This is a genomic window from Pseudomonas sp. Z3-6 (assembly GCF_051131985.1).
In the GTDB taxonomy this organism is placed as follows: domain Bacteria; phylum Pseudomonadota; class Gammaproteobacteria; order Pseudomonadales; family Pseudomonadaceae; genus Aquipseudomonas; species Aquipseudomonas zanjanensis.
Map to the genome: position 1 here is coordinate 3,171,788 of NZ_CP071644.1, position 21,000 is coordinate 3,192,787.

General features: G+C 64.1%; 6 protein-coding genes. 4 read left to right on the plus strand and 2 right to left on the minus strand.

Annotated elements, in window-relative coordinates:
- Window position 1 precedes the first annotated feature (1 nt).
- Entirely contained in the window at window positions 2-1,420 is a 1,419-nt protein-coding gene (gene gspE, locus J3P88_RS14385) for a type II secretion system ATPase GspE (RefSeq protein ID WP_186728561.1), read from the plus strand.
- The gene (gene gspF / locus J3P88_RS14390) at window positions 1,420-2,631 is read left to right on the plus strand and encodes a type II secretion system inner membrane protein GspF (RefSeq protein ID WP_434576044.1); all 1,212 of its coding nucleotides are present in this window, start codon (window positions 1,420-1,422) and stop codon (window positions 2,629-2,631) included. Before gspE ends, gspF begins: the two co-directional genes overlap by 1 nt.
- A gap of 496 nt (window positions 2,632-3,127) precedes the next feature.
- On the opposite strand, the gene J3P88_RS14395 is transcribed toward gspF, so the two are convergent.
- The gene (locus J3P88_RS14395; RefSeq protein WP_434576046.1) at window positions 3,128-3,634 is read right to left on the minus strand and encodes a toxin-activating lysine-acyltransferase; all 507 of its coding nucleotides are present in this window, start codon (window positions 3,632-3,634) and stop codon (window positions 3,128-3,130) included.
- A 499-nt stretch (window positions 3,635-4,133) separates the two neighbouring features.
- Between J3P88_RS14395 and J3P88_RS14400 the strand changes: the two genes are divergently transcribed.
- Together J3P88_RS14400 and J3P88_RS14405 are read left to right on the plus strand one after the other, a co-directional pair.
- Window positions 4,134-5,315: a substrate-binding domain-containing protein gene (locus J3P88_RS14400; protein WP_434576048.1), complete on the plus strand. Its 1,182-nt coding sequence runs from the start codon at window positions 4,134-4,136 to the stop codon at window positions 5,313-5,315.
- Window positions 5,316-5,594: 279 nt separating this feature from the next.
- Window positions 5,595-18,056: a filamentous haemagglutinin family protein gene (locus tag J3P88_RS14405; RefSeq protein WP_434576049.1), complete on the plus strand. Its 12,462-nt coding sequence runs from the start codon at window positions 5,595-5,597 to the stop codon at window positions 18,054-18,056.
- Window positions 18,057-18,344: 288 nt separating this feature from the next.
- Here J3P88_RS14405 and J3P88_RS14410 read toward each other — a convergent pair whose 3' ends face one another.
- Window positions 18,345-20,918, minus strand: a complete 2,574-nt coding sequence (locus J3P88_RS14410; RefSeq protein WP_434576051.1) for a bifunctional diguanylate cyclase/phosphodiesterase — start codon at window positions 20,916-20,918, stop codon at window positions 18,345-18,347.
- Window positions 20,919-21,000 lie beyond the last annotated feature (82 nt).

Sequence of the window (21,000 nt, forward strand, 5' to 3'; positions counted from 1 at the left end):
CATGACCACCCTCCCATACGCCTGGGCCAAGGCCCAGCGCCTGGTGTTGCGCCAGTCCGAAGACGGCGCGGTGTTGATGGTATGCCCGTCCACGCCGGGCTGGTCCATCAGTGAAGTGCGCCGTCAGTTCGGTGAGGTGCGGCTGGAACGGGTGCGCGACGATGAACTCGACGGCTTGCTCAACAGCGCCTATGCCGACACCGGCAGCGCTGCCGCAGTCGTGGGCGCGGCGGAAAACGAAGTCGACCTCGACCGGCTGATGCAGGACATCCCCGAGATCACCGACCTGCTGGACACCCAGGACGGCGCGCCGGTGATCCGCATGATCAACGCCTTGCTGACCCAGGCTGCCCGGGACGAGGCCAGCGACATCCACATCGAACCCTACGAGAGCCATTCGGTGGTGCGCTACCGCGTCGACGGCACCCTGCGGGATGTGGTTTCGCCGCGCAAGGCCCTGCACGGCGCCCTGGTGTCGCGGATCAAGATCATGGCCCAGCTCGACATCGCCGAAAAACGCCTGCCCCAGGACGGCCGGATCGCCCTGCGCGTGGCCGGGCGCCCGATCGATATCCGCGTCTCGACGGTGCCCACCGGCCATGGCGAGCGGGTGGTGATGCGCTTGCTGGACAAGCAGGCCGGACGCCTGCAGCTGGAAACCCTGGGGATGGACCCGGGCGTGCTGGGCAAGCTCGATCACCTCATCCGCCAGCCCCACGGCATCGTCCTGGTCACCGGCCCCACCGGCAGCGGCAAGACCACCAGCCTCTACGCCGCCCTGGCCCGGCTGGATGCCAGCGTGCACAACATCCTCACCGTGGAAGACCCGGTGGAGTACGACTTGCCAGGCATCAGCCAGATCCAGGTCAACGCCAAGATCGACATGACCTTCGCCCTGGCGTTGCGGGCGATCCTGCGCCAGGACCCGGACATCATCATGATCGGTGAAATCCGCGACCTGGAAACCGCGCAAATCGCCGTGCAGGCCTCCCTGACCGGTCACTTGGTGCTGGCGACGTTGCACACCAACGACGCGGTGTCGGCCATCAACCGCTTGATCGACATGGGCGTCGAGCCATTCCTGCTGGCCTCGTCGATGCTCGGCGTGCTGGCCCAGCGACTGGTGCGCAGGCTCTGCCCGCAGTGCAAGCAACCCGACCCGGCGACGCCCGGCACCTGGCGTCCGGTGGGGTGCCCAACGTGTAACCAGACCGGCTACAGCGGCCGCACGGGTATCCATGAATTGTTCTGCATTGACGACGACATTCGCACGCTGATCCACCAAGGGGCAGGGGAGCAGGCACTGCGCGCCGCCGCCCGCCAGGCTGGCATGTTCAGCATGCGCGAGGACGGCGAGCGTTGGGTGCGCAGTGGCACCACGGCCCCTGAAGAAATCCTGCGCGTAACACGGGACGCCTGATGAATCGCTACCGTTTCGAGGCCGCCGACGCCCAGGGCAAAATCGAGTCTGGACACTTGGAAGCCGACAGCCAAGGCGCCGCTTTCAACCTGTTGCGCAGTCGCGGCTTGACCGCCTTGCAGGTGCAGCTCGAGCGCAACACGGCGCAGACCAGCGGCGGTGGTTTGTTCAGCGCCAAGCTTTCGGACAACGACCTGGCCTGGGCTACCCGCCAACTGGCGAGCCTGCTGGGAGCCAGCCTGCCGCTGGAAGCGGCGTTGAGCGCCACGGTGGAACAGGCCGAGCGCAAGCACATCGCCCAGACCCTGAGCGCGGTGCGCGCCGATGTGCGCAGCGGCATGCGCCTGGCCGAAGCCCTGGCGGCGCGGCCGCGGGACTTCCCAGAAATCTATCGAGCGCTTATTGCCGCGGGCGAAGAGTCCGGCGATTTGGCCCAGGTGATGGAGCGGCTGGCCGACTACATCGAGGAACGCAACAACCTGCGGGGCAAGATTCTCACGGCGTTCATCTATCCCGGGGTGGTGGGGCTGGTGTCGGTCGCCATCGTGATTTTCCTCCTCAGCTATGTGGTGCCCCAGGTGGTCAGCGCATTTTCCCAGGCCCGGCAAGACCTGCCCGGGCTGACCGTGGCGATGCTCACCGCCAGTGACTTCATTCGCGCCTGGGGTTGGTTGTGTTTTGGGGTATTGGCCGGGGGCTTCTGGAGTTGGCGGCTGTACCTGCGCAAACCGGCGGCACGGTTGAACTGGCACGCGCGGGTGTTGCGCCTGCCGCTGATCGGGCGTTTTGTACTGGGCCTCAACACCGCGCGGTTTGCTTCCACCCTGGCGATTCTTGGCGGCGCCGGGGTGCCGTTGCTGCGAGCCCTCGAAGCGGCGCGCCAGACGTTGTCCAACGACCGCCTGAGCCAGAGCGTCAGCGAGGCCACGGCCAAGGTCCGCGAAGGGGTCAACCTGGCGGCGGCGCTGCGGGTGGAAAAAGTCTTCCCGCCGGTGCTGATCCACCTGATCGCCAGCGGCGAGAAAACCGGCTGCCTGCCACCGATGCTCGAACGCGCCGCGCAAACCCTGTCCCGCGACATCGAGCGCCGCGCCATGGGCATGACCGCACTGTTGGAGCCGCTGATGATCGTGGTCATGGGCGGCGTGGTGCTGGTCATTGTCATGGCTGTATTGTTGCCGATCATTGAGATCAACCAGTTGGTTCAATGAATCGTCAACGCTGAAACTACGCTCCGGTCGCTCCAAGACCACCAAAACCACCAAAACTTCCTGCTGGAGGTATTCCAGCGACAGGAATCTGACTCCTAGGCATCGGCTTGACGTTGGAGAGGCCACCCACAAAGTTACCCATCGCCCCGCCTACAATGCCACCCACTGCGGCGCCTGCGCCTCCGAATCTACTTCCAACACCTGCTCCGATTGACGCTCCTACCGTTTCTGCTGAGACAACGGTGTTGCCTGTGCCGAAAATCATAAGTTGTTCTTCTTCGGTGAGATCTCTCATGTCGATGTCCTGCCTTTAAATGAATAAATTTCAGTTATGTTTGTTTTGATCTTTTTTGATTAATTCCAAAAAAACAAAATGATGCATGTACTGCAAGTCCAATGACCAAGCCTTTAATGTATAAATTTAACTCCCAGTGATCAGCGATCACACCTATAGAAATGCCGAACAATAATGAAACTAGAATGGCAATTATTTTTTTCATGAGATTGATACGCTCAGCCCGTCCGTCGATGATTTCGACAGGCTATAGCATCTGGTTTTCTTGATTGTGAAATCAAAGTTCCTGCGTGCCCAAAATACTTGAGGGATATTGTTCCTTCGAAATATTGTCTTTAAGGTACTGATGGCATCTTTAGCGCCGCCACTGGGAAAACAAAAATCGATTATCCACGTCCGCCCCCCTTCATTCCATTCCGACGGGTGCAGCAGAAAGTTGGGATCCGTCAGCATTCGCTGCTCAGCATCCGGTGCTAGATATGCCCACGTAACATAGCCCATAGGCCTTGCTGTGGAGTCAAAGAAAAACACAATCTGCTGATGATCAATCGCGGGTACCAACCAAAAATGCAGTGTACGCATCTGAAACGTATGAGAACGGCTACACATGAACATAATCAAGTTGGCATAGCCGAGTGCTGCGGCCTTCTTTTCAATAGTGTTGTTTAGGCACTGAGTAACCAGACGAAAACGGTTTGTCATTGACATGAAAAGGCTCCTAGCCTTAGTGACTCCATCCGACGCTCCCGGATGCCACGAGAATTCCAGCTGCACAAGCATGGTGGAAACTATTGATGGATACATTAGCGTCGAAAACCGATTGCTGACGACCCTACAGGTGTAGGGGTTCATCGTTAAGTTTTTTCCTGTATAGCCTCACCTCCCGAGCCTTCCCGTTGCCGAACTCGGGTTCCTCGTTCTGTCATCTTCCGCCGCCCGGCAACCGTGCGCCGCCACCTCCACGGCCAGCCCTTGCCGTCCTCCTGGAAAATCCGCCTGGATGCCCGGTCCAGAGCCCTCGAACACCCGAGGAAAAAACTCGAAAAACAACCCTCGGCTCCCGAGGTTTTTTCCTTTATCTGTCACCGGAAGCTGCGAATTTCTAACCCATGGCCTCACCCCATCGCCATCGGCACAGGACCGAGCGCCATGACGGCAAGCATGCGTCACTCAACCTACGTACGAACACGACGAAAGGAGATTCTTCATGTTTAAGCGCACTATGATCGCAGCGTCCCTGGCAGTAGCCGCCCTGGCTTCGGCCCAATCGATGGCCGCGGTTGTCGGTGGCGGTGCCACCCTGCCTGAGAGACTCTACAACGGCGCTTCGCCTCTGCCACGTCTGTTGCCGACAGACTTCAGCTACACCGGTGTCGGCAGCGGCGCCGGCAAGACGGCTTTCCTGACCAACGCACCTGCTTCGATCAACCAGCCTGCCGGTACCCCGGTTGACTTCGCCGGTAGCGACTCGGTCATCAACCAGACTGACCTGACCAACTACAACAACGCCTTCGGTGCCACCTTCGGCAAACTGATCCAGATTCCATCGGTAGGCACTTCGGTCACCGTTCCGTACAAAAAAACCGGCACCACCACCCTGCAACTGACCGGTGCCCAACTGTGTGACATTTTCTCCGGCACCGTGACCACCTGGGGCCCGATCCTGGGTAACAGCGACGCCACCCCGATCAAGGTCATCTACCGTTCCGGCAGCAGCGGCACCACCGAATTGTTCGCCCGCTTCCTGAATGATTCCTGCCCTACCCAGTTCGGTGTCAGCAGCACCTTTACCACTGCCAAAGTAGGCGCCGAGCCTGCCAACTGGCAAGCCGTTGCCGGCAGTGCTGACGTGGTGACCGCGGTCAACGCCACCAATGGCGCCATCGGTTATGTCAGCCCTGACTTTGTTTCTCCCAACAACAACGCCGTGGTTGCTCGCGTCAGCAAGAACGCCGTAGCCGCCGGCACCGCGCCACTGCCAAGCCTGGCCAACACCACCGCCGCCCTGGGTACCGCGCCAATCCCGGCTACCGCTACCGATCGTGCCAACCCATTGAAGTGGGTGCCTACCTTCGGTTCCGCCGCCAATGACACCGCTGTTCCCACTGGTGCCAACCAGTACCCGATCGTGGGTTACACCAACCTGCTCGTGGGTCAGTGCTACAAGACCGCTGCCGATGCCACCGCCATCCGCAACTTCCTGACCAGCCTGTACACCGGCACCAAAAACACCGTCATCAACGCCCACGCCTTCGCCATCGTCCCTGGCACCAGCGCCACACCGACCAACCTGGCTGGCGAAATCAAGAAAACCTTCCTCGACAACGCCTATGGCGACGGCCTGGATATCGCCAACATCAGCGTCTGCAACGGCAAAGGTCGTTTGTAAGCCGCACGCAGGAAGCCGCTCAGGCCGCAGGATGTGGCCACTCTGAAAACAGCATCGGTAGCGGCCAGGTTGGCGCTGCCGATGTTGTTTTTCTGCGCCTGGAAACCGTGCGCGCGTCGCTGTTCCGGAGGATTTCGCTGCCCGGCCAGCACGCAGATGAACTTTGTATGACAAGCGTTCGGTCGCGCACCGTTGTAACCGCCTATCAGGTATCGATACGGCCACCTCGGGGCGGCTGTGTGACCTAACTCTGTGCTTTGGGAAAAGGATCGGATAGTGATGCGTCTGTCTAAAAAAACTTCGAAACCGACGCCTCGCGGCTTCGCCCCTGAATCCTCTCGCTCGGTACTGGAGCAGGGCGCGTTGTACCTGACCCCCCTGGCCCAGGCGATTGGCTTGCTGGTGCTCACGGGCACGGCCCAGGCCGCGCAGCCGGCGGCTTTCAGTTCGAGCTGGTTTGCCGCCAAGGGCGCGGCCCAGGCTACTCATGCCGCTCGCCCGGGCGGGCAGGTTCCAGGCGCGCCGCCACCGCTGGCGCAACAGCAGACGGCCAACCAGCAATTGCAGCGCTCGCTGAGCAACCTCAACAACACGGTGGCGGCGATCGCCGCGCAGCAGGCCTTGCAGGCGGCGGGCCGTGCGTCAGCCTTCGCCAACCCGCAAACCATTCATAACGGCCTGGGTGGCAATGGCCTGAACCTGGTGATCGGCGCCGATGGCAAACCGGTCTTCAGCAACGTCGAGGCGCCGGTGCAGACCGAGGCGGGCGGCAAGACCCAGGTCTCGATCAAGCAGACGGCCGACAAGGCGATCATCAACTGGGACACTTTCAACGTCGGGCGCGATACCACCGTCAATTTCCAGCAGAACGCCGACTGGGCGGTGCTCAACCGGGTCAATAACGCGACCTCGCCGAGCCAGGTCCAAGGTGCGATCAAGGCCAATGGCACGGTGTTGATCCTCAACCAGAACGGCATCGTTTTCAGCGGCAGCAGTCAGATCAACGTGCGCAACCTGGTGGCCGCCGCCACCGCGTTCGACGACAACCAGTTCAAGAACAATGGCCTTTACAGCCCCGGCGCGGCGCCGACCTTCACCAACGCCGGCGGCAAGGTGCGGGTCGAGCAGGGCGCGCGGATCGAAACCCACGCGCCTGCCAGCTCCACCGCCGGTGGCGGTTATGTGCTGTTGCTGGGCAACGAAGTGGACAATGCCGGGACCATCAGCGCCCAGAAGGGCCAGGTCGCGCTGGCCGCCGGCAGTGATTTCGTGATCAAGAAAGGCCAAGGCACCGACGGTAATGCGCAATCGTCGGTGCGCGGCAATCAGGTGGTCGCCAGCGGCACGGGCGAAGTCAGCAACAGCGGCCTGCTGCAGGCAGCATTGGGCGACGTGAGCCTGACCGGCCAGGACGTGCGGCAAAACGGCGTGGCGCTGGCCAGTACCTCGGTGGATTCGCGCGGCACCCTGCACCTGACCGCCAGTCGCAGCGTGACCCTGGGCGAGGGCGCCACCAGTGCGATCCTGCTCGATAGCAGCAGTGCCCTGGACAGCCAGCGCAATGGTCTGCTGCAACCGCCCAGTGCAAACACTTCGCCTATCGTCGCGGTCGACGGCTATCGCCGCGACCAGTCGTTGATCGCCATCGACAGCGCCGGCACCGTCGACTTCCAGAAAGGCTCGATCACCCTCGCCAGCGGTGGCCAGGTCGGCGTCCGCGCGACCCAGCGCAGTCGGGTCGGCGATGGCGCGGTCATCGACGTGTCCGGTGCGCTGGGCGTCAAGGTGGCGATGGAATCCAACAGCATCAAGATCAACGTCCAGGGCAACGAACAGCGCGACGCCCCCGGTAACCGCGACAAGGGCGGCCTGAACAGCAAGGACGTGTGGGTCGACACCCGCGACCTGGTGTTCGTGCCCGCCGGAACCAACGGCTACGCGACGGATCGCTGGTACACCGCCGGTGGCCTGCTGGAGGTCAGCGGCTACCTGGGCACCCGCGTGCACAGCGTGGGTGAGTGGATGGCCCAGGGCGGTACGGTGTCCTTCAGCGGTAACGATGTGGTGACGCAGAAGGGCTCGCAGATCAACCTGTCCGGCGGCACCCTCGATGTGCAGTCCGGCATGGTCAAGCAAAGCTGGCTCAAGGGTGCGAACGGGCGACTGTATGAAATCTCCAGCGCCCCTGGCGACATCCTCTATGAAGGGGTGTACCAGGGTTACGAGGATCACAGTACGCGTTGGGGCCAGAGCCGGTTCTACTACAGTCCGCTGATCGCACCCCGGGAACGTTTCGAGCAGGGCTACAGCGTCGGTCGCGATGCCGGCTCCCTGGTGATCGGCACGCGCAACGCCGTGCTGGAAGGCCAGGTGGTCGGCGACACCTTCCAGAGCGACCGCCAGGTGCAGGCCGCCCAGGTCGGGCTGGACGGTTACAACCAGTCGGCGAAGGCGGTGGCCCGTGGCGCGCAACTGATCGTTGGCAACTACGTGCCTTACTACGTGAAAAGCAGCGGTACCCTGCAATACGCCTTGCGCGCCAATGCCGGCACGCTGCAGGACATCGTCCTCGGGACCGAGGATCAATCCCTCGCGGCCGGAGTGGGGCTCCAGGACACCGTGGCTGAAGGGCGCGAAGGCCGCCTGTACCTGAACAGTGAACAGCTCAACGGCTTCGGCCTTGGCGCCGTGAAGATCGCCGCCACCGGCAGCATCAAGGTCGAAGGAGACCTGCAGGTCGCGCCGGCCGGCAGCATTACCCTGTACGGGCCGCAGGTCCAGGTCGACGCCAACCTGACGGCGCGGGGCGGCGAGATTGCCCTGGGCAACGTGTTGCAGCAAATCAGTGAGAGCGCCCGGATCGAGGACACCCGGATCGATGCCGTTGACGGCAGTCGCGCCGCCGTTCGCGTGGGCAAGGGCGTGACCCTCGATACCCGTGGCCTCTGGAGCAATCAACTGCACAATCCGAATGACAGCAGCGCGCTGCCGTTCCTCAATGGCGGCAACGTGTCCCTGCGCAGCAGCGGCGACCTGACGCTGGCGAGCGGCAGCCTGATCGATGTTTCATCGGGCGCCGCGCTGCTGGCCGATGGCAAGCAACGGGGTGGCAAGGGCGGTAACCTGACCCTGGCGGCCAACGCCAATACGTCCGCCGGCGAAGGGGTGCTGAGCCTCGACGGTGAGCTGCGCGGCCATGGGGTCAATGGCGGCGGACGCCTGAGCGTGCAGGCCGGCAAGGTGACCCTCAGCGACCACCCAGTGGCGGACGCCGACGCCGGCCTGGTGTTGGGCAATGACTTCTTCAACAAGGGCTTCTCGGCCTACGACATTACCGGTAACCAGGGACTGACCGTCAGCGATGGCACCCAGCTGGACGTCAGCATGCCGGTGTACCACTTCGGCGATAACCTTCAGGACGCAGCGACCGGCAGTGACCCGCAGACGCTGTTGTCGCTCTGGACCCCTGAGCTGTACCAGCAGGATGCGATCAAAGGCGTGTTGAGCCAGCGCAAGGGCGCGAACCTGAGCCTGCAGGCCGGCAGCATCCTGTCCACCGCCAGCGAGCGGGAAACGGCGGCGCTGGTGGTCGGTACGGGCGCGCGGATCAGTGTCGATCCAGGCAGCACTCTGAGCCTGGCCAGCGTTGGTCAGTTGAGCGTCGACGGGCAACTCGATGCTTGGGGCGGGAAAATCCTGCTGACCCAGATCAAGCCGGCGGGGTTGACGGATATTCCGGTGGTCGAACGTCCCCATCAGCGTTCGATCCTTTTGGGCGAACATGCACGGCTGGACGTCTCGGCCCGCGCGGTCACGGCAGTGGATGCCCAGGACCGGCGTTACGGCCGGGTGGATGACGCCGGCAGCATTGTCATCGGTGGCAGCGTCGACACCGACAAAGGCACGGCCAGCGCGCCGGACCTGTTCGTGGTGGTGAAGCAGGGCGCGCGGCTGTTGGCCAACGGCGCCCAGGCCGAGCTGGATATCCGTGGCCAAGGCGCCACGACGCTGAGCAGCGCGGGCGGCAGCATCGCCTTGAGTTCGAACAATGGCTTGCGTCTGGACGGCGAGTTCCAGGCGGCTTCCGGCGGTGTGGGCGCTGCCGGTGGCAGCCTGTCGGTGGCGCTGGAAACCCCGCTTTACGATCGCTCGACGGTGGACGATCAGGTGCGGGTGCCGCGTGAGTTGATCCTGTCCCGGGGCACCGGCAGCGCTGCCACCGATGGCCTGATGAGCTACGGCCAGGGCCGCCTGGACGTCGATAAAGTCAGCCGCGGTGGGTTCGCCAACCTGACCTTGCTCAGCAACGGCATCCTGTCGTTCGCCGGTGATGTGAACCTGAACCTGGCGCAGAGCCTGCAAATCTATACCGGCTCCCTGGCGCTGGCCGAGGGCGCGCCGGGTGACAGCCGGATAGCCTTGAACGCCCCTTATGTGCGTCTGGCCGGGGCCGCGGCGCGAGGCGCCGACGTGCATGTACGCCCGACTATCCAGGGTGGTCTGTCGGTGCAGGACAGTGCCGCCCAATTGCAGGTCAATGCCGATCTGCTGGACCTGCGCGACGTCTTGACCCTGGGCGCCCATGGCGTGCTGGCGCGCCAGCAGGGCCCGGCCCTGGAGGTCGATCGTCGCGGTTTTGCCCAGGCGCAGTTGAGCAGCCGGGGCGACCTGCGTTTTCTTGGCGGCTCGCCGCTGAATATCGAGAGTACGGCCACGCAACTACTCAGCAACGCCGACCTGACCCTGCTGGCTGCGCAGATCTATCCGACCACGGGGGCCACGGCGCGGGTCAAGACCACCGCCGATTCGACCCTGCGGATCGGGCGTACCACCGACACGTTGCCGGCCCAACCGTATTCGGTGTTCGGTTCGCTGAGCCTGGACGCCGGCACCTTATTGCAGGGCGGCGTGCTGCGGGCACCGTTGGGGCTGCTCAGCCTGGGCGAAGAAGGGGGCGATATCCAGACCTTGAAGTTGTTGCCGGGCAGTGTCACGTCGGTCAGCGGGGCCGGTTTGAACATGCCTTATGGCGGCACGGTCGACGGCTTGTCCTATCGCTACAACGGCAAGGACGTCCAATTGATCGGCGCGGGGGGCAGCACGTCGGTCAACGTGTTGTCGGTGGGCGTCTCGATGATCGGCCACAGCATCGACGTGCAACCCGGTGCGGTGCTGGATCTGTCCGGTGGCGGCGAATTGGCCGGTGCCGGTTTCATTTCCGGGCGGGGCGGCTCTACCGACGCGCGCTACAACCCGTTGGTGCAGATCGGTGCGGACGGTAGCCTGGTACTGCCGGGGTTGGACACCAACCCGGTGTACGCCATCGTCCCCGGCGACCAGCGCGGCTATGCGCCGCCGTCAGGGGAGGCCGGGGCGCGCGATCCGCTGATCGGCCAGCGCATTACCCTGGACGCGGGTGTTCCAGGCCTGCCGGCGGGCACCTACACCTTGCTGCCCTCGACTTATGCCTTGTTACCGGGAGCGTTCCGGGTCGAACTCAATGGCCTGGCTGGCAGCGGAAGAATGGCCAGCAGCCTGGCCATGCGCAACGGCTCCTGGGCCACCTCGGGAGGGTTGTCGATTGCCCATAGCAATATTCGCGATGCGCTGTCCAGCCAAGTGATCCTGACCTCGGCGGCCGTGCTGCGGCGTTATTCGCAATACAACGAAACCGGCTACGCAGCGTTCGCCAAGGCCGACGCCACGCTCAAAGGCGTGCCGCGGGCGATGATCGAGGCCGATGGCAAGACCCTCAAGCTCAAATTCAAAGGGGTGGGCGACCCTGCCGAGACGTTCCGATTCAACGGAACAGCCCGTTTCAAACCGGCCGAGGGCGGCCTGGGCGGCAGCGTCGGCATTTTCGCCGACGCCACCCGCCTCGAAGTGCTGCCGGTCGGCCAACAGGCCACGGCAGGGTTCGCCGGTGCCTCGCTCCATGATCAGGCGCTCAATGCTCTACAGGCTCCGCGCCTGTCGATCGGGATGCTGCCCGGCGTCATCTACGGCCAGGGCGGCAATCTGGTGACCTTCAACTCGACGCTGTCCGACATCGTTCTGCGCCAGGGCAGCAGCCTCAAGGCCGGTGAGGTGTTCCTTGCCACTAACGTCAAGGCCGGTGCCATCGTGGTCGAGCAGGGGGCAAGCATCAATACCCTGGGCCAAGGCAGCGCACCGTTCGATTCCCGCAGCGGTTTCGTCTACGACCCGGGCCTGAACAGCTTGCTGGCGGTGTCCAACGGCTGGCTCGATGTGCTGCCGCCCTCTGCGGGCGCTTCGGGAAGAGGTCCGGGCTCGATCCTGATCGGCCAATGCGACACCGGCCATTGCAGCGGCACCACCGAACTCTATTCCCAAGGCACCATCACCGCGGCGACCGACAATGCCTTCAACCTCGATGAGTCGGTGCGCTTCGGCACGCGCAACCTGACGCTGGCGGTGGGCGCGATCAACATCGGTTCGGCCCAGGCGCTGGCGGCGGCCCAACAACGCCAGGCGCTGCCCAAGGGGCTGACCCTCAACCAGCAGGTGCTTGACCGCCTGCTGCGCGGCGATCGCCTCAAGGGCGCGCCCGCCCTGGAAAACCTGGTGCTCAATGCCCGGGATTCGGTGAACTTCTACGAAAGCGTCGAGCTCAGCACCCTGGACCCCTTGACGGGCAAGTCCAGCCTCCAGCGGCTGGTCCTCGGCACGCCGGCGATCTACGGCTACGGCGCGGCCGGTGACCATGCCAGCATTCGCACCGGCACCCTGGTGTGGAACGGTGCGCTGACGCCGGCCGGCGCGCCGCTGCTGGCCGGACCTGGCAACGGCAGCGGGGTGCTGGATATCCAGGCCCAGGTGCTGGAATTCGGTTACGGCCCGAATGCCCAGGCCAACAACCTCGACAACCCGCAGCGCCTCACGCTGGGCTTCAGCCAGGTCAACCTCACCGCCAGCCAGCGCATCACCGCCAACCACAAAGGCGCGTTGCAGGTGTACCAGTCCCGTGGCGACTATGTCAGCGGCAAAGGCTACAGCTACAGCGGCGGCGACCTGCGGGTGAACACACCGCTGTGGACCGGCGAGGCAGGCTCGGTCAACCGCATCACCGCCGGTGGCGCGCTGACGGTGGCGGGCATTGCCGGGGTGTCGGCCGCAGCCGTCGAGAACGCGGCGCTGGGGGCTGAGTTGCAGCTACAGGCCGGCAGTCTGTTGCTCGACGGCACGGTCCGCCTGCCCAGCGGCAAGCTCACCCTCGGCGCCAGCGGTGACGTGGTGCTGGGTGACAACGCCCGGATCGACCTGGCCGGGCGCGAGGTGGTGCTCAACGATGTGCGCAAATACAGTTGGGGCGGTGATCTGTTTCTCGACAGCCGCACCGGCAATATCCGTCAGGCCGCCGGTTCGACCGTCGACCTCAGCGCCCGCAACAACCGCGCCGGCCTGCTCAGTGCGATCGCCCTCGACCCCGATGCCGGCCTGATCGACCTGCAAGGCCGCATCCTCGGTTCCGCCACCGGCACCTATAACGCCGGCGGCACCCTGGTGCCCTATGCCAGCGGCGCGGTGGACCTGCGCGGGCAAACCCTGGGGGATTTCGCTGCGCTGAACGGGCGGCTGAACCGTGACCAAGTGTTTGGCTCGCGCAGCTTCCAACTCAAGCAAGGCGACCTGGTGATCGGCAACGAACTCAAGGCCAATGCCATCAATGTCTCGGTGGACAACGGCAGCCTGACCGTGCTCGGCACTGTCGATGCCAGCGGGCAAGCGGTCGGGAGTATCCGTCTGGCGGCGAAACACGGGCTGACCGTCGCCGGCAGCGCGCTGCTCGATACCCACGGCAGCATTTTGCGGGTCGACAGCTACGGCAAAATCATCGACAGCCCCAACCGGGCGCTGATCGAACTCAACTCCGGGGACGGCCAGTTGACCCTGGCCCGCGGTGCGCGCCTGGACCTGCGCCACGGCACCGGGGCGCCGCTGGGCAATGGCCCGGGACAATATGACGGCCGGGCCCGTGGCACCCTGGAGCTCAATGCCCCGCGGCTGCGGGTCGATGATCCACGGTACGGCGATATCGCCATCGATGCCTCCGGCAACGTGTCGGTGCTCGGCGCGCGTTCCATCAACGTCAACGCGATCGCCCGCTACACCGATGCCCGTGACGGCACCGTGCCGGCGGTGGATGGGCGGCCTTATCAAGTGATCGATCAGCGATACCTGAACGACAAACACAATGACAGCGAGGCGTTCATCAAGGCCGCGCTGGTCAATGGCAATCTGCTCAACGGCAAACTGGCCGGGCTGAACAATGCGGCTTACGCCGATGCGCTGCACCTGCGGCCCGGCGTGGAAATCCTCAGCAAGACACCGGACGGCGACCTGGTAGTGGAGGGTGACCTGGACCTGTCCGGTTATCGCTACGCCAGCCTCAACCGTCATACGCAAAAGACCGATGTGTATGGCTCCGGCGAGGCGGGCAACCTGGTGGTGCGCGCCGGTGGCAACCTGAACATCTATGGCAGCATCAACGATGGTTTCGCGCCGCCAGACGCCGGCGACCCGACGTTGCGCACCGATGGCAATGGCTGGTTGCTGATCGCTGGGAAACAGCCGTTCGGTGCTGACCTGGTGGTGCCGGGTGCCGGTGTCGAATTGGCCGAGGGCACCCTGTATCCGGCCGGCAGCCTGCTCAACTATGACGTGCCCTTCAAGGGTGGCAGCCTGCCGGCGGGGCTTGAGCTGCCGACCACGCTGAGCCTGGGCGAGGCACTGAACCTGCCGGCGGGTACGCTGTTGCAGGCCGCCATCCGCGATGCCAGCGGCAACCTCCTGTATGCCGCCGGCGCCTTGCTCAAAGAGGCGGTCAGCTTGCCGGTCGACACGCGCCTGGAAGCCGGTACCCGCCTGCCGATGGGCATAACCGTCAAGGACGGCACCTGGCCCAAGGGGGTCGCAGTGCCGGGCAGCGGGCTGACGTTGCGTAGCGCCCTGGCGTTGGGCTCCGGCGCGCTGATTCCTTCCGGTACCGATGTCAAGCTGGCCGAGGGGGTCGACCTGATCGAATTGCGCCCGGTCGATAACGGTATCCAGGGCCGAAATTGGGCGGTCGCAAGCCTGCTGCCGGACGGCTCGCAATCCTGGTCGATGCGTTGGGTGGCGGGGGCCGATACCGAGGCGGCTGATACCCGCATCACCCGCCCTCATGCAGAGGCGGGCAATTTGCAATTGGCCGATGGGCATTACCTGGCCAAGCGCGAGCAGACCGGTGGCGGTGGCGGAGGGGGGGGCGGAACGGGGCTGGTTTGGGCGCCAGGCAGCAATATCGGCGTGCCAGGAGAGCCCGTACCACCCGATATGTTGGATTTTTGCACCTGGATTCCAGGTGAATGTATCCCAGCACCGCCCAAAACGGTTTTGGTCTGGTCTCCGACCAACAATTATGGTGTACCAGGGGAGCCTGTGCCGCCTGATGCGCTGGATTTCTGCACCTGGTTTCCTGACTGGTGCGTGTTGGCTGTGGTTCCCGACAACCCTCCGGAGCCGATCCGCACCAAGGTCACTCCCGGCAGCCAGCTGTTCAGCGTCTTGCGCACCGGGACCGGCGATCTGGAACTGCTCAGTGCCGGTGATTTCACTATGCGGTCGCTGTTCGGGGTCTACACCGCCGGCACCCAGTCGGCCTCGTTGGCGCCGGGCGCCAACGACCCCTATCAGCAGGCCCGTGGCCGACAACCCGATGGCAGTGTGCTGGGCACTGCGGGTGCCGCCTATGAATCGCTCACCACCGGTGGCGCTTACCAGGCCTGGTACCCGGAGCAAGGCGGTAACCTCAAGCTGACGGTGGGCGGTGACCTGCACGGCGATTCGTTCTCCAAGAGAAACGTCGGCAGTGGGGCACAGAACACGTCTGCGGCAATGGGCAACTGGTTATGGCGCCAAGGCACAGGCACCACGGCCGATCCGGCCGCGCAAATCCCTACCGCGTGGTGGATCAACTTCGGCACCTTCGCCCAGCAGCCTTCCACCGAGGCAGGAGATCCCTACCTGACGGGCTTTACCGGGATCGGCACGTTGGGCGGCGGCAACCTGAGCGTCGATGTGGGCGGCGACGCCGGCTTGATTTCCCAACAACTCGGTGTCCTGGGCGCCGATGTGGAGCGCAGCCAGGGGCTGGTGCTGGCCGTGGGCAGCAGTGGCCGGGTTGCCGCCGATGGCAGCCTGGTGTTGACCGGTGGCGGCGACCTGCGGTTGCGCATCGGCGGTGAACTCAACCCTTCCCAGGCGGCACGAGAGAGTGTCAGCGCGGCGGCTGATCTGAACGGGATGCTGGCCAACCTGCGCGGTTCATTGCAGTTGCAGGCTGGAGCGATCGGAGCGTTGGGCCTGACCTACGGCAGCTATGACGCTTTCCAGGATCCGAAAGAGTCTCGGGCCTATGACGCTTACGTTTCCACCATGGCCACCGCTCGCGGCGGCGTGACCCTGATGCCGGGGGATGCCGGCGTCAGCCTGGACAGCCGTGGCGACCTGGTGTTGCAGGGAGTGGGCGATCCGGGACGGGTGTTGATGCAGAACTCCACCGGCTACACCGACCGCGAAGGTGCCTATCGCAGTGGCGGCGGCCTGAGCCAATTCTCCCTGTGGACCGGCAATACCGCCATCGACCTGTTTAGTGTCGGCGGTAACCTGACGCCCATCGTCGCCATTGAAAAACTGGCCGGTCTCAATGCCTCAGTCTCCGGCGGACGTTTTGTCTACCCCTCGATCCTGCGGGCCGTCGCCGCCAATGGCAGCCTTTACTACGGACCATCGGCCCGTGGCGTCAGTGACGTGGCATCGGGGTTCTCGTTGATGACCGCGCCCTCGGCCAATGCCGAGTTGCAACTGATCGCCGCCGATTCGATTTATGCCGGCGGTTATGCGGTCACGCAGTCGGGGGCCGATCCGGCCCTGTTGTCCAGTCCGTTGCGCCCGGCCTTCGCCGGCTACAGCGGGATCAACAGCAATCCGAACTATGATAATTACGGCACTGGGGTCTATGTCGGGCCGAGCGAATTCCCGTTATTCAGTTTTGGCGCCAATACCTTCAGCGTCCAGCCGTATACCCGGCGCGAGCCGGTGCGTTTTTATGCGGTGAAGGGCGATATCGTCGGCCTGCGGACCGGCGAAGTGATTCGTTATCCAGCGTCGGGTGACGAGGTGCGCTACGAAGGCAGCGGCCCGCTGCGAGTGATGGCTGGGCGTGACATTGTCAACTCCGGCTTGCCGTTGAACACCGCGACTGATGTGCCTGCTGCCGTCAGTGGTTCGGCTGGCGGGCAATCCACCGGTAACTTGATCGTGCACAGTCGAAGCGATGAAATTTCCCAGGTTTCCGCGGGGCGTGACATCCGCCTGAGCACCTTTAATATTGCCGGTCCCGGCCTGCTGGAGGTCAGTGCCGGGCGCAACCTGTACGGGTCGGGCCCGGGCGTGGGGCAGTTGTACCAGGAGAGCGGCTTCAACAGCATTGGCAATGTCGACCCGGCGGCGCAGGTCCGTGACGGTGGCGCCTCGATCGCGCTGATTGCCGGGGCTGGCCCCCAGGGGCCGAACTATCGGGGTTTGCTGGCGCGGTACCTGCAACCAGGCGCGGCGCTGAAAGATTATCGCGGCGAACTCAACCAGTGGCTGAGTCAACGCTTCGGCTACAGCGCTGGCGAAGACCAGGCCCTGGCGTTTTTCGCCGGCCTGCCGACGGAACAGCAGAACGTCTTCGCCCGGAAGATCTACTTCGCCGAACTCAAGGCCGGGGGGCGTGAATACAACACCGTCGGTGGCGAGCGCAGTGGCAGTTACCGTCGGGGTCGCGAGGCGATCGAAGCGTTGTTCCCCAGCAAGGATGTGGCGGGCAACACCATTCGCTACGACGGTGACATCACGCTCTACGGCGGTTCGGGGATCCACACCGACTTTGGCGGCGATATCCAGGTGCTGACCCCGGGCGGGCAGCAGGTATTCGGGATCGAAGGTGACGCGCCACCGGCCTCGGCCGGGGTCATCACCCAAGGCCGGGGTGACATTCAGTTGTACGCCCAAGGCAGCATTTTGCTGGGCCAGAGCCGGATCATGACCACCTTTGGCGGTTCGATCCTCGGCTGGTCGGCCGGGGGCGATATCAACGCCGGGCGTGGTTCGAAGACGACGGTGGTCTACACGCCGCCAAGGCGCGTGTATGACACTTGGGGCAACGTCACCTTGTCGCCATCGGTACCGAGTACCGGCGCGGGTATCGCCACCCTCAACCCGATTGCCGAAGTGACGCCGGGAGACATCGACCTGATCGCGCCGTTGGGCACCATCGATGCGGGCGAGGCGGGGATCCGGGTGTCGGGTAACGTCAATATCGCGGCCTTGACCGTGGTGAACGCGGCCAACATCCAGACCCAGGGCAAGTCCACCGGCGTGCCGTTGGCGGCTTCGGTGAACACCGGGGCCATCACCTCGGCCAGCTCGGCGGCGTCTTCGGCGACGCAGGCGGCTGAGGATGTGGCCCGTCAGCAACAGAACGCCGCGCGGCAGAACCAGGCGTCGGTGTTCACCGTGCAGGTGGTGAGCTTTGGCTCCGAGCAACTGGCCCCGTCCCGCGATGGCGCCAGTCGCGAAGCCCCACGGGCCTACGACCCGGCCAGCCCGGTCCAGGTCCTGGGCGCGGGGCCTTTGGATGAACAGAGCCGCCAGCGGCTGACGGAGGAGGAGCGGGGGCGGTTGAGTTTGTAGGGGAATTCAGCTTGCGGTGATGTTGGCAGTGCCGCCGTCTTCGCGAGCAAGCCCGCTCCCACAAGGGGGGACTGCGGTGTTCATGAGCTTTTGCATGCACCGCAGGTCTCAGTGTGGGAGCGGGCTTGCTCGCGAAGACGGCGGCACAGCCAACATATATGCCAGCAGGTCCACCGCCTTCGCGAGCAAGCCCGCTCCCACAGGGTTATTGGGTGACCTTGAGGTTTGGGTACGACACAGGCCCCTTTGTGGGAGCGAGCCTGCTCGCGATAGCGGTGGAGCGGCGGGTTACAGCCACCTCGGCGTAGTGAAGAACGAGGCCATTTCCGAGCGGGGCAGTGCCGCGCCGAAGTAGGGACCTTGGACATGGTCGCAGGCCACGTTGCGCAGTTGGCTGAATTGCCGGGCGTTTTCGATACCCTCGGCGGTGACCATGAGCCCGACGCTGCGGCTCAACCGGATCATCGCCAGGACACCTTCCTTGTCGTCCTCCAGGCCCAACTGCGAGAGGATGTTGCGATCGAAGCGGATGCCATCGAACGGCTGGTCCAGCACCTCCCGCAGGGAGGCGATGTTGGTGCCGAACTTATCGATGTTGATCCGCACCCCAAGATCCTTGAGCGCATGGAGGGTGGCAGCGACGGCCTTGTGGTCGGCCAGCAGCACCCCTTCGGCCACTTCCAAGGTTAACCGGTGAGGCGCCAGGCCACTCGTTTCGAGCGACTCCTGCACCTGATTGAGCAGGAAGCTGCTGTTGAACCACCGGGGTGAAACCGCGAGAGAGACATTGACATCGCTCGGCCAGGTCACGGCTTCTTCACAGACGTTGATCAAGACCCAGGTGCCCAGTTCTTCCAACTGACCCGAGGTTTCGGCCACGGGGATGAAGTCGGCCCCACCCAGCTCACCCTTTTCGGGGTGGTGCCAGAAGATCTGGGCTTCGAAACCGTGCAGTTGCTCGGCGATCACGTCGAAGCGAGGCAAGTAGCGCAGTTCCAGTTGGTCGTGTTGCATGGCGTTGCGCAGTTGCTGCTCGTATTGCCGCCGGTCGCGGGCCAGGTTGCCCATGGCTTCCACATACACGCGCCAGGTGTTGCGGCCCGCCGCCTTGGCCGCATACAAGGCGATGTCGGCGTGGCGCAACAGCTCATCGGCCCGTTCGTCACCGGGCCGCGACCAGGCGACGCCGATGCTCACCCCCAGGTACAGCGTGTTGCCGTCCAGGTGCATGGGCCGTTGCATGCAGTCGATCAGTCGTGCACAGAGTTGATCGAGATCGTCGGGATCGCCGGGATCGGGCATGACAATGACAAACTCATCACCGCCCAGGCGCGCCACCAGATCGGTTCCACGGACGTTTTGCTGGAGGATATGCGCCACTTCCCTGAGCACTTTATCGCCCACGGCATGGCCCAGGGAGTCGTTGACCGGCTTGAATCGGTCCATGTCCAGGTTCAGCAGCACCAGGGGCGGGCGATCAGGTCGATCCAGGTGTTCGCGAAGGCAATCGAACAAACGGTTGCGGTTGGCCAGCCCGGTCAGCGGGTCATGCAAGGAGAGGTGCTTGATCTGGGCCAGCGCCCGCAACTCGTCGGTGATATCCGTGGCGGTGCCGCGAAAACCCAAGGTGCCGGCTTCGATGGCCCGTACCGACAGCTTGCAGGTGCGGATGCGCTGGTTGCGCGCGGTGTACTCGCACAGCAGCGGTGCCGAAGAGAGGCTGTTGGCGCCGCCGAGTAACCATTGGGCAATCGAGATCGAGCCGCCATGGGGGTGGAGCAGCCGGTGCAGCGGTTTGCCGAGCCATTCCGTGGGGCTGAAGCCGGTCACTTGTTCGAAGCGTTCCGACAGGTAGGTCAGCGTCCCGGTCGAGTCGACCTCCCACAACCAGTCGGAGGAGACTTCGGCAATGTCGCGGAAACGTTCTTCGCTGCGCTCCAAAGCCTTGCGGTGGGCCAGCAGGCTGGCGTATTGGCTTTCCTGGGCGCGCAGCATCGTCAAGGCGTGGCGCAGAACGGCCAGGGCCAGGATCGCCAGCACCAGTAACGCCACGGCCAGCAACGGCAGCAGGACTTTGCGCAGATCCTGGCCCGGGGTCTGCGGTCGCCACGCCAGGGCCTCTTGGGTCAGATCGTCGAGCAGCAACTGGGCGGTATCGGCGGGGCCCGGGGTCCTGGCGATATGGGCGTCGGGCAGGGCGAAGTCCCGCGCCAGGTTTTCCAGGGCGCCGGGGTCCAGGACCTTGACGAAGAGCATCAGGCTGGGCGGGCCGGGAATTTGCGCCACGCTGTTGTCCGTGCCAGTGGTGATGGCGGACACGGCGACAAACGCCGGAGCGTCGTCGTGGTGCAGCAGCTCGACGACCACTTCGTCGTGATTTTCCGCCGTGCTGGCTTTGTTCCGCAGTGCTCGCAGGTCGCCGGTCAGCCAGGTGTCGGCATCGACCTCGCTCATCTGGCCATCGATCACCGAATAAACGGTCTTGCCGGTCGGGGAAATGACAAATACCGCCTGGTAGCCATAGAGCGAAAACACGCTGCTGCCGACGTTTTCCTGGTCATAGGCCCATTCCTTGTCGACGTCGATATGCAGGTGCCGGTAGGCGTCGCTCCACTTGGAATAGTCGCTCAGGTCGCGGCCGATGCCGGTGCGGATGCCCTCGATGGCCCGTTGGGCGAAAAACAGGCTCTGTTCGCGGGCGCGCCGGTCCTGGGCCGCGGTGATGTTAATCAGCACGGCGATCGCCAGTGCGGACATGACAAACAGCAGGAGCATGATGGCCGGGAACGTGCGACGGGTGAAACTACGGGTTGGCGAGCCCGGGGAAAGGACAGTCGATTCATTGCCAGCATTTTCAGTCATAAAAAAGTCATCAGCCAAAAGCGATTTCACCCGCACCTGTCTTGTATCGGCGGGTGGGCTGATTTACTTAGTCGTGTTAACG